Annotated in this window: 10 protein-coding genes and 1 pseudogene; 10 read left to right on the top strand and 1 reads right to left on the bottom strand. The window is 53.7% G+C overall.

Annotation, left to right across the window (positions count from 1 at the left end):
- The first annotated feature begins 925 nt into the window (after positions 1–925).
- The 7 genes from ycgZ to VH86_RS08335 all read left to right on the top strand — a co-directional run bounded on the left by ycgZ (position 926) and on the right by VH86_RS08335 (position 5738).
- Entirely contained in the window at positions 926–1165 is a 240-nt protein-coding gene (ycgZ, locus tag VH86_RS08370) for a regulatory protein YcgZ (protein WP_052696571.1), read from the top strand.
- Positions 1166–1218: 53 nt separating this feature from the next.
- A complete protein-coding gene (locus VH86_RS08365; RefSeq protein ID WP_045832570.1) occupies positions 1219–1479 on the top strand; it encodes a biofilm development regulator YmgB/AriR family protein in 261 nt (86 codons plus the stop codon).
- A 545-nt stretch (positions 1480–2024) separates the two neighbouring features.
- Positions 2025–2285, top strand: a complete 261-nt coding sequence (locus tag VH86_RS08355) for a hypothetical protein (RefSeq protein WP_045832568.1) — start codon at positions 2025–2027, stop codon at positions 2283–2285.
- Between the two features lie 671 nt (positions 2286–2956).
- Positions 2957–3256: a hypothetical protein gene (locus tag VH86_RS08350; RefSeq protein WP_045832567.1), complete on the top strand. Its 300-nt coding sequence runs from the start codon at positions 2957–2959 to the stop codon at positions 3254–3256.
- The gene (locus tag VH86_RS08345; protein WP_231647173.1) at positions 3256–3498 is read left to right on the top strand and encodes a hypothetical protein; all 243 of its coding nucleotides are present in this window, start codon (positions 3256–3258) and stop codon (positions 3496–3498) included. The genes VH86_RS08350 and VH86_RS08345 overlap by 1 nt, the downstream gene beginning before the upstream one ends.
- 282 nt (positions 3499–3780) lie before the next feature.
- Entirely contained in the window at positions 3781–5328 is a 1548-nt protein-coding gene (locus tag VH86_RS08340) for a methyl-accepting chemotaxis protein (RefSeq protein ID WP_045832566.1), read from the top strand.
- A gap of 131 nt (positions 5329–5459) precedes the next feature.
- Positions 5460–5738: a hypothetical protein gene (locus VH86_RS08335; protein WP_052696569.1), complete on the top strand. Its 279-nt coding sequence runs from the start codon at positions 5460–5462 to the stop codon at positions 5736–5738.
- Here the strand turns inward: VH86_RS08335 and VH86_RS08330 are convergent.
- Positions 5713–6747: an IS110 family transposase gene (locus VH86_RS08330; protein ID WP_072050591.1), complete on the bottom strand. Its 1035-nt coding sequence runs from the start codon at positions 6745–6747 to the stop codon at positions 5713–5715. The two genes, VH86_RS08335 and VH86_RS08330, sit on opposite strands and share 26 nt — an antisense overlap.
- Before the next feature lie 345 nt (positions 6748–7092).
- Between VH86_RS08330 and VH86_RS08325 the strand changes: the two are divergent.
- The 3 genes and pseudogenes from VH86_RS08325 (at position 7093) to VH86_RS08315 (ending at position 8742) form a co-directional block, all read left to right on the top strand.
- Positions 7093–7721, top strand: a pseudogene (locus VH86_RS08325) (DNA methyltransferase).
- A gap of 17 nt (positions 7722–7738) precedes the next feature.
- Complete coding sequence (locus VH86_RS08320; RefSeq protein ID WP_045832565.1) at positions 7739–7981, top strand: hypothetical protein; 243 nt, start codon at positions 7739–7741, stop codon at positions 7979–7981.
- 329 nt (positions 7982–8310) lie between these two features.
- Positions 8311–8742, top strand: a complete 432-nt coding sequence (locus VH86_RS08315) for an antirestriction protein (protein ID WP_231647171.1) — start codon at positions 8311–8313, stop codon at positions 8740–8742.
- The last annotated feature ends 543 nt before the right edge of the window (positions 8743–9285 follow it).

Below are 9285 nucleotides of genomic sequence, written 5' to 3'. Positions count from 1 at the left end.
GGTGCATGCGCTGCGCATCCAATTCCGAAAGGGCGCCCCCGCCAGCAGACTGCGTTACCCTGTTCAGGTTCTTTAAGCCCTGGGGCTGACCGGAAGGTTTTTTTACAATGAGTTTTCTGCAAACAATATTAACATGCACTCCACACCTACCCTTATTTTTTGCACAGGCTGAATAATGCCCGAAGCGTTAAAATGCAGCCACTTCCACTCTGGCGCTCTACTTAAACATAAATATGCTTTTTCGGACCGGTGCTGGCCGGACCTGACACCCTGAATATCAGACGCTGGCTGTCATCTGATATTCAGTTAATCAGCAGAGTTGAGACGCAACAAATATAAGTTATCTGGCTTTATAAATGATGCTCATGAATTTCAATGCGAATGACTGTTAAAGGCTCTCCGCGACTTCCCATGGCGTAATGCCGTTCTGTCTAACGGATAGACGGGCTGCGGACTTCCAGCATGTCCGCAACTTCGCGGAGCTTTTCTGCCAGGCAGGCAGGTAAAGCGGGAAAATAGGTCGAGGGCAGGGCTCTGGCCATAAGTAGCAACTCGCGGTTATCGGTTATTTACACCCTGTTTTCGGCCGACGTCTGGATTTCTTAAGAGTTTCATATTCTCAGATAATGACGTTGCCAGAGTTCGCTTACGAATGCATGCCAGCACTTTTGTAACATGTCCGAACGATGAGCATCACTGTCAGGTCGAGTCTGTACTTCCTGACAGGGGATAGTGAGACAGAGACCACAAAAGTGGACACAAAGCCGTAGGATAAAAATAAATATAAAACAATGAATTAACAGAAATCGCTCGATAAACTCAAACCCAGTAAGTTGTACAGAAAAATTATTTCTGTACAAGTATGAGCTTCCGCTATAACTTTACTTAACAAACAGGATTAAATTTCATCCAGACGAGGTAGTCGATGCGCAATAACACAGCCGGAAATCCAGAAGCAGTTAACAGCTCCGTAGTCCGCCTTATCATGACCTCCACGCCAACACAGCAGGAAACGCTGGGTAAGATCGTCGTTGAAATTCTGAGCGCGGGAAAAACTCTAAACCGTAAATCGCTCTGCATGAGCCTGCTGGCTCGTGCTGACAGGGCGTCATCGGCTGAAGAAGAACAGCATTATCAGAAATTAATCGGCCTGCTCATGCGCTGATTAAGTCTTTAAAGACTTATCCAGGAAGCAGGCAGCGATATACAGGACACACTATGCAAGAGCGCACGATACCTGGCGGACAGGAGCTGATGACCTTATTCGGATCAATGGACGAACGTTTTGAACATGAAAAGAGAGTCTTCTGTGCTGCCGTCAGGGAATCACTGGCCGGATCCGGTGAAGTGTCGAGACGCGCCATTATCTTCTGCATTATCGGAGAGATGGAAACCATCACAGACCCTTTGCGACTCGACGTGCTCAGAAGCTGTCTTGAGATACTGGTAAGCATTGACTTTGAGCCGGATGCGCTCTGATTTACGTTCTTAACGCTACAGATTTTATCGACCAGGCAAATCATCCCGCATCAGTGCATTCTTTTCAGCAGTAACGCAATTATTTCCCGGCTGCGCTCCCGTACCGCTGTGTCTTTTGCCGTTTCACTCAAACGATGAAGAGCACGGGTCAGCTCATCCAGGGTAAGTGACCTGCCTGACCTTATCAGTTCTTTAGCCACATTTCCTATAAGCTGATGTATTTCATCAGGTATCTTCTGCCCGCCATTATCCACTCACACTCCATATTCCAGTCTGGAAGAACTGTCACCTGCAGGCTCATCAGAATTAACGGCAGGTAGTGAGTTCTTAATAAAATCCATCTGATTTGGATTATCAGTTATGTACTCATATCGTATCAGCATGCCCTTTTTTTATCTTTACGGTTAGTGTGAATAAACCTGTCCCGGGTGCGGACTTGCCACGCTGCTGGTGACATTTACAGAAATATCTGCGGGTGTATCCGGTCTGAGCAACTACAGTCAGAGGTGAGGTTGTCATCAATTCGTACCAATGGAGGTTGAATCGTGTTGTTTCATGAAGACGAAGAAGGCCACGTCACTATTGGCGAGGCGGTACTGCAGCTGGCTCTTGCGGGAAAGGACATTACCGTCTTTTCTCTCCTGAACGAGCTGAATCATATGGCTGAGGATGAAATCAGCGTTTCCCGGCAGATGGACATTTCAGACACCAGAAACTGGCTGCTGGAGTATGCCGTAAAAGGGGATGCTGAACAGTCTGTACCGTACCTGCAGGACTCTGCAGGCCCGAACGAAGAAAAGCACTAACGCCAGAGGACGTAGTCCGGCTCCGGCCGGAAGACGACGATGCAAAGATGACCTCATCGGTTGCGCGAAAGCGTTGACCGGCCGGAGAAACTGTCATGGACGACACTCTCCACAACTTCACAATCTTCTGTTCTGTGTAATTGCCTTATTCAGGAGAGTATTCGTGACTGATTAAGCCCGGAAAGTATTTAAGCCCGGGGCCCCCATCCCGGAAAACCTCCCGCCATACTGGCCATCTGCAGAGCAACCAGAGTACCGCAGCCAGATTTATCCTGTAGTTCGTTACTGATAAAAGTTGCACGCGTCTGTAACAGACAGTTCGCACATAAATTGATCGACTGCACGTGCTACTTTCTGGTCATTTATCCCAGGCCTGTTTCACTCTGAACTGAACTGAACTGAACTGAACTGAACTGAACTGAACTGAACTGAACTGCAACAGGAATATTTTCCCTTCGATCACGCTGCGCCGTGACTGCACCTTAGCCGGGCCACTTCGTCCGCAAGGCAGGCTTCGCCTCATGGCTCACCCGTTCCCCGCCGTTCTCGGGACATTCAGTCCGCTCAGGCGGCGCGTGCGGCTTTGTCCTTCGACCCTGCGTCCTGCGCCATAGCCCGGCTGCCGTGACGTCACGGCGCTGATGCCGTGTAACCTGTAGACCGGATTGACCATGAATCAACCTCTCACCACTTGCCAGATGGCCGAACAGTTGCTGCGCTTTGAACCCGGCACACCCTGCGTGGTGCATATGTGGATAGCCGATGATTTCGAAGACGTTGCACCGGCGTTGAAGCCCGATGAGGTACCGGCCACAATCGCACTGGCCGATGCCTCGCTCGATGCGGATACTACTCTCAGCTGGTATTTCCTGCGCCACTGCGCCGACACCATCCCTGCCGCACGGGTCGAAAAAGACCCTGTCCGATCATCAGAAAACCGCAGGCGGCGGGACAACCCGCCGGTCAGGTAATGAGAGCAATTACCGTACGGGAATTCAGGGCGCGGCTGGCCGCAGTCGGCGATGACGAGCTGTGCTGCGGCACCTTCTGGCTGGCAGAGGACTTTCTCGGCATTAACCCGGATATGACGCCGGATGAGATTGCGGCGGCCATGGAGTATGCCGAAGACCATCATGATGCAAACGAGGGATTTAACTGCTGGCATCTGGAGATGGCCATCGATGCTGTCTTGCTGGAGAAGGGAGGGGCATAGCGCTGCCCGGTATGCAGCTGCAGATCCTCTGATGTCGCCGGTCACGGCGGCATCACTGCAGGAATGAAAAAAGGTTGTCTCTGCGCTCCGCCTTCATGCCGTCTTCCGTCCTGCGGCCGGAAAACGGCGGGCGTAAAGTGCCGTGCCCTCACGGTAGCCGGGTGGCCTCGCAAACAAGCAACTGTGCTGGGAGATGTAGTAACAGTTCGTAACTCATCAAAGCTATTAGTATCTGGCTACAGGCCGATAAAGGAGTTGTTCTCCCTCCCACCAGGAAAAAAAATGAAAATATCGTTTCGTCTTTTCTCAGGCTACGGCCTTTTGGTTATCTGCTTTTTAATCTGCACCGGCCTGTCTCTTCATGTGCTCAGTAAGTCACGGCAAGGCATGGAAGATACGGTAAATTATAAAATGAGGCGCCTTACGCTTGTCCTGAACATGCGTGCTGCTGTTAATAACATGGCAGTTTCAGTCAGAGACATCGTTTTGCTCAAAGATCCTGAGCAGGAGAAAAATGAATGGCAAAAGGTCAGTGATTTACATGAAAAGTATCTTCAGCAACGCGATCAGCTTGTTAACAGCATGATGCATAACGCTTCTCCTGAAGGAAAATCAGCGTTAGACCGTATTGTGTCCTCAGACAGTTTCGCTCTGAATACGCTGACAGTTGCAGGAAAAATGGGGATGGACAACGATCAGTCAGAAAAAGCCGCTGACTATCTGCTGAATACGGCTCGCCCGGCTCAGCAGGCCCTGTCTGATGCCCTTGACGGGCTGACCGATGTGCAAAATAAGCTCAGCCGGGATACGGTAGCTGTTAACAGCGAATCTGTACGTGAGGCTTCCGCTGTGCTTCTCTCACTCACAACTCTTTCAGTACTGTTCTCTTTTCTGACTATTTTTATGATAGTCAGGGCGCTGATGCGCCAGTTAGGCGGGGAACCTAAAGATGCTGAAATACTCGCAGCAGCAATTGCTTCTGGCGACCTGACGAGTCAGGTCATTCTGCGGCGCAATGATAAAACAAGCCTGCTGGCTTCACTGGATGGTATGCAGACAAACCTGCGGGGGCTTATCTCTCAGATAAAGGATTCCGCCGGCTCCGTGGCGCTGGCTGCGGATGAAATTTCACAGGGGAATACTGAACTCTCTTCGCGTACCGAGCAGCAGGCGGCCGCGTTGCAGGAAACGGCCGCCAGCATGGAGCAGCTTACCGCTACAGTGAAAAGCAATACTGCCGGCGCACAGCAGACAGCTGGTTCAGCCCGTGAAGCAGCGCAGGTTGCCCGTTCAGGTGGTACAGATGTACAGCGCATGTCAGACACAATGAATGCCATATCTGTTAGCGCCGCGAAGGTGCGGGATATTACATCCGTAATTGAAAGCATCGCCTTCCAGACAAATATTCTGGCCTTAAACGCCGCAGTGGAGGCCGCCCGGGCAGGTGAAGAAGGGCGGGGATTTGCCGTTGTGGCGGGTGAAGTCAGGTCGCTCGCACAGCGTAGTGCGAATGCCGCGCATGACATCAAACAACTAATGGCGGACGCAGTAAGTGTCGTTGACAGCGGCGTAGTCGCAGCAGCAGATGCAGGGCACAGCATAATGAAAATTGTCAGTATGGTGGGCGAGCTGGCAGAGTCCATGGATAATATTTCACTGGCTTCATCCGAGCAGATGCAGGGTATCTCCCAGGTCAGCATTGCCGTCAGTCAGATGGATGGAGTAACCCAGAATAACGCCGCGCTGGTTGAGGAGTCCTCGTCTGCCTCACAGTCACTGTCTGCGCAGGCACACGCTTTACGCGGAATGGTCGAGGCCTTCAGGGTATAAGGCCTGTGAGAAGAGGGCGGCTGTATTGAACCGTGATTCACTGCTGCCGTCCTCACGTAAGCACACGCCGCTGATTGGCGCACAGGCTGTACGTCAGGTGCAAAAACAATCACTTCGAGGTCCGGAAACGCATGCATGAAAAGTACCGGCGCATTACAGAAATCAAAGCGCAAACGGATGAGTTGCTTACGCAACTGAGTGAGGGCGAGTATCGTTCTCTGGACGTATGGGCCAACAACCTGACGCATCTGAAGCTGGCTTTTGGTACCTTCAGCCCCTTCATGAGTAACCCCGTCTTCCTGGCCTGGCTGAAACAGCATGACGCCGTGATGGTATCGGAAATAGCCATGACCGGCAGAGCGCTGATGGCGCTGCAGAACTTTTTCAGAGTGGCATCAAAACAGTTCTGATGACATTCGTCTCAGAACCGGACTGAGTTTTTAATTCACTAAATTGGCGGGGTGGCATGAAATGATCCTCCCAGTACATCCCCCTTTTGACCATGGCGTTCAGGATGGTCAGCAGCTTACGCATGCAGGCAACCAGCGCCACCTTTTTCGCCTTACCCGCTTCGACTAACCTGACATAAAAGGCCCTGATAGCCGGGTTAAACTGAATGGCGATTATTACCGCTATGTAAAGCGTGCACCGCACGTCGGCCCTTCCGCCAAAAATCGTTCGTCTTACCCGCATTTTTCCTGAGTCCCTGTTAACGGGGGCGACACCGACAAGCGCGCTGATTTCCCTGCGGGTCAGGGTGCCCAGCTCCGGCAGTTCGGCCAGCAGGGTGGCGGCAGTAATTTCCGCCACGCCCTTCACGCTGGTCAGCTGGCGGGCCTGATCGCGGAAATGCTGCCGCACCTGACGATTCATCATGCGCGTCACAAGAGCAAGCTCTGCCTCGAGGGCCGTCATGATCCGACTGATACATTCACGGCCATCGGGGTGGGAGGGGTAAAGCCGGTTGCGTTCCGCAACCAGCATTTGATTGAGCTGACGGCGTCTTACGAACAGTGCCGTAAGTGCCTTTCTGGCCGCGTCCGGCATCAGCCGGATATACCGGTTACGATCAGGATGGCTGTTAATCACGCGTGCAAGCTGTGCCAGCATAGTGGCATCCAGCCGGTCCGTTTTCGCCAGATGCCCCATGGCTCGGGCAAAATCGCGTGCCTGTCGCGGGTTGATAATAACCACGTCAAAGCCTTCTGACTGCAGACGCGCTGCTACCTGCGTCTCCAGGCCTCCGGTGGCCTCCATCAGAATCAAAGAAATATTAAGTCCGCTGATTTTGTTAGTAATTACCTCAAAACCTGCAGTGTCATTACTGACGGTGAAAGGAATAATCTCCTCTGTAGAAGCCACGTCCAGCGTGGCCTTTGCCACATCAATACCAATGCACTGCAAATCCGGCTGACTCATGGTGCCCCTCCTTACGATACGAATTTAAGTTCAGACAACTGTCCGGGCTAATGATGAGTGGCTCAGTCCGTGCGCACTCGCTTGTTTACGGGCTCTTGCGCCCCGGAAGCTTCACCTGCTGCACGGACCTCACCAGACCTGCAAAGTCAGTTTAGATATTTCCCGACATATAAGGGAAGCTGTCGCCGGACTTCTCACCCGTTCCCCGCCGTTCTCGGGACATTCAGTCCGCTCAGGCGGCGCGTGCGGCTTGCGCATCCGCCCCTGTTTGCTCTGCTGTTCGCCCGTCTGTGTGGAGGTCACGGCACCACTACCGGTGCCCCCTTCATACACAGGAGCATCACTATGTCTCGATTCATGCACGGCGAAAGCGTACAGGTTATGGGCGGCTTTCCGGACAAAAGCATTGATTTCATCCTCACCGATCCGCCGTACCTCGTCGGCTTTAAGGACCGTTCCGGCCGCTCGATTGCCAACGACGTGAACAGCGAATGGGTACAGCCGGCGAGCAACGAAATGTTCCGGGTGCTGAAAGACAACAGCCTGGCGGTGAGCTTCTTCGGCTGGAACCGGATAGACATTTTTATGCAGGCGTGGAAGGCGGCCGGGTTCCGTGTGGTGGGCCACATCGTGTTCACCAAGCCTTACGCCTCAAAGTCGGCCTTCGTCGGCTACCAGCACGAAAGGGCCTATGTGCTGGCCAAAGGGCGCCCGGCGCTGCCGGCGAAGCCGTTGCCCGACGTGATGCCGTGGGAATATACCGGCAACCGCCATCACCCGACCGAAAAGCCGGTCAGTGCGTTGCGACCGCTGATTGAGACCTTCACGCAGCCCGACGCCATTGTCCTGGATCCGTTTGCCGGCAGCGGTTCAACGTGTGTGGCCGCCGCTGGATTGGCATCGAGCTGATGGAGCAGTACCACGCGGCGGGCCTGCGCCGCCTGTATGCCCACCGCGACGCCCGTGCGGCCTGATGAACGGAGCGAACACGATGAACGATCACACTATGCACACTGATAACGATGCCCTGGCGGCCGACGTCGCCGACCTGGAAGAGTCGCTGTACGAATTTCATCTTCGCCTGCGGGACATGATTGCGCGCCACCTCTGGCAGGGCGCCAGCCGCGAGCAGCGTATGGCTGGCCTGATGATTAAGGGGATCGATAATGACCTGGTTGAACTGTACCGGCGCGCGGCCGTGATACAAAAAACACCTGAGGACGTGACTGATTAAAAAACGAACGGCACTCTGCATCCCTGCCGGCGCACGGCATGGCCGGTTTTATCCACAGGGTTCCGGGGCGGATATGCACCCCGGATGTGGACAAGACGAAAAGGACGTTGCTGCGCGCCTCATTGATGCCGCCTGCGGCGGGGGAATAAAAACCGTGCAGTCTGCGGTCTGCGGCCTGTGCCGTGACTGTTAACCACCCTGACTGCGGAGATTTCTGATGAAGACTGCCACCCCTGCTTTTGAGTCCGCACGCGTCCCTGACGGCTACGTGCGCCTGCGTTTCTTGCCCGCGCTCTTCGGTGACGATTTTTATTCGCGCCGAAAACAACGTGTACCTGTACGCTGATCGTTACCTTTCGGAGTACGACGGCGGCGTATGGGACTTCGTGCAGCTGCCGTCCGGCGGTGGCTTAATGAAGCCCACAGCGGAGGAAACCTGGCGTTTCGTTAACCCGGAAAATTACAGCGATGTGCGCCTGAGCAGCGAGGCGGCGGGCATCTTTATCACTTCACTGGTGCTGAACCACCGCAGCTGGATGTATGACCGCCACGATGACACAGAGTTGTGCGCGCTGTACTGCCGCCGTCCCCGCCAGCTGACCGACTACGCCTTTGCCCACCCCGAAGCCGCCGCGATTTTTGCCGCGCTGGCTCAGGTGCTGCGCGTGGCGGGAGATTATTTGAGGCTGGAAGACGCGCAGGGCGGGGAGGGGAGCGCCCTGAGTCTCTGGCCCCATGAGAATGCGGCAATGAAAAAGTGATGGACGCGCTGAAAGGTTAACCGGAGCAGGGCACGGAAGCCCGGATACACGGTAAAAAAAGCCCCCAGAGACAGGGGCGCTTCATAACGGAACCGGAACGTCGGCAACGGCTACGGGTTAATCCTTAACCATAAAGAAGAAAGGCAGTGCTCTATGTCCGTCTGAATTATAGCGCTTTTTTTCGTTTCGTATGGCGCTCCGGTAAAGGCGAAAAACCTCTGCCGCCTTCGCGGCGGCCCCGGGTCCCGCGCCTACGGCGCCGGTCTCGGTGGCCTTATAAGAATTTCTGGCCAGTCTGCTTACTGAAGAACCTTAGCAGAAGGTGATTACTCGTTATTTATCATTAAATTCATTTGCATAAATTTTTTTCATGCATGTGTTAATCTGTAACTGTCCCGAATTTTTTAGCGTGACAGGCGAGTACTTCAGGAGTCAAACCAGCGCCGGCTCGGGCAGAATCACGGAAAACACACTCAAAATATGAACAAACTTCCGGGACATGGCCCCCTTCGGCTCTCCGGCAAGCCGGGTCGTCGAGCCCTA

It is taken from the genome of Pantoea sp. BL1 (genome assembly GCF_000963985.1).
Lineage (GTDB): Bacteria > Pseudomonadota > Gammaproteobacteria > Enterobacterales > Enterobacteriaceae > Pantoea > Pantoea rwandensis_B.
The sequence above is the reverse complement of the archived record's forward strand: the minus strand, read 5'-3'. Positions and strand labels throughout refer to the sequence as shown.

What these genes read in the sequence shown, in the direction of transcription:
- ycgZ (WP_052696571.1), top strand. Translation starts at nt 926, where the DNA reads ATGCGCAATAACACAGCCGGAAATCCAGAAGCAGTTAACAGCTCCGTA.
- VH86_RS08320 (WP_045832565.1), top strand. Translation starts at nt 7,739, where the DNA reads ATGAACGATCACACTATGCACACTGATAACGATGCCCTGGCGGCCGAC.
- VH86_RS08365 (WP_045832570.1), top strand. Translation starts at nt 1,219, where the DNA reads ATGCAAGAGCGCACGATACCTGGCGGACAGGAGCTGATGACCTTATTC.
- VH86_RS08330 (WP_072050591.1), bottom strand. Translation starts at nt 6,747, where the DNA reads ATGAGTCAGCCGGATTTGCAGTGCATTGGTATTGATGTGGCAAAGGCC.
- VH86_RS08335 (WP_052696569.1), top strand. Translation starts at nt 5,460, where the DNA reads ATGCATGAAAAGTACCGGCGCATTACAGAAATCAAAGCGCAAACGGAT.
- VH86_RS08350 (WP_045832567.1), top strand. Translation starts at nt 2,957, where the DNA reads ATGAATCAACCTCTCACCACTTGCCAGATGGCCGAACAGTTGCTGCGC.
- VH86_RS08345 (WP_231647173.1), top strand. Translation starts at nt 3,256, where the DNA reads ATGAGAGCAATTACCGTACGGGAATTCAGGGCGCGGCTGGCCGCAGTC.
- VH86_RS08340 (WP_045832566.1), top strand. Translation starts at nt 3,781, where the DNA reads ATGAAAATATCGTTTCGTCTTTTCTCAGGCTACGGCCTTTTGGTTATC.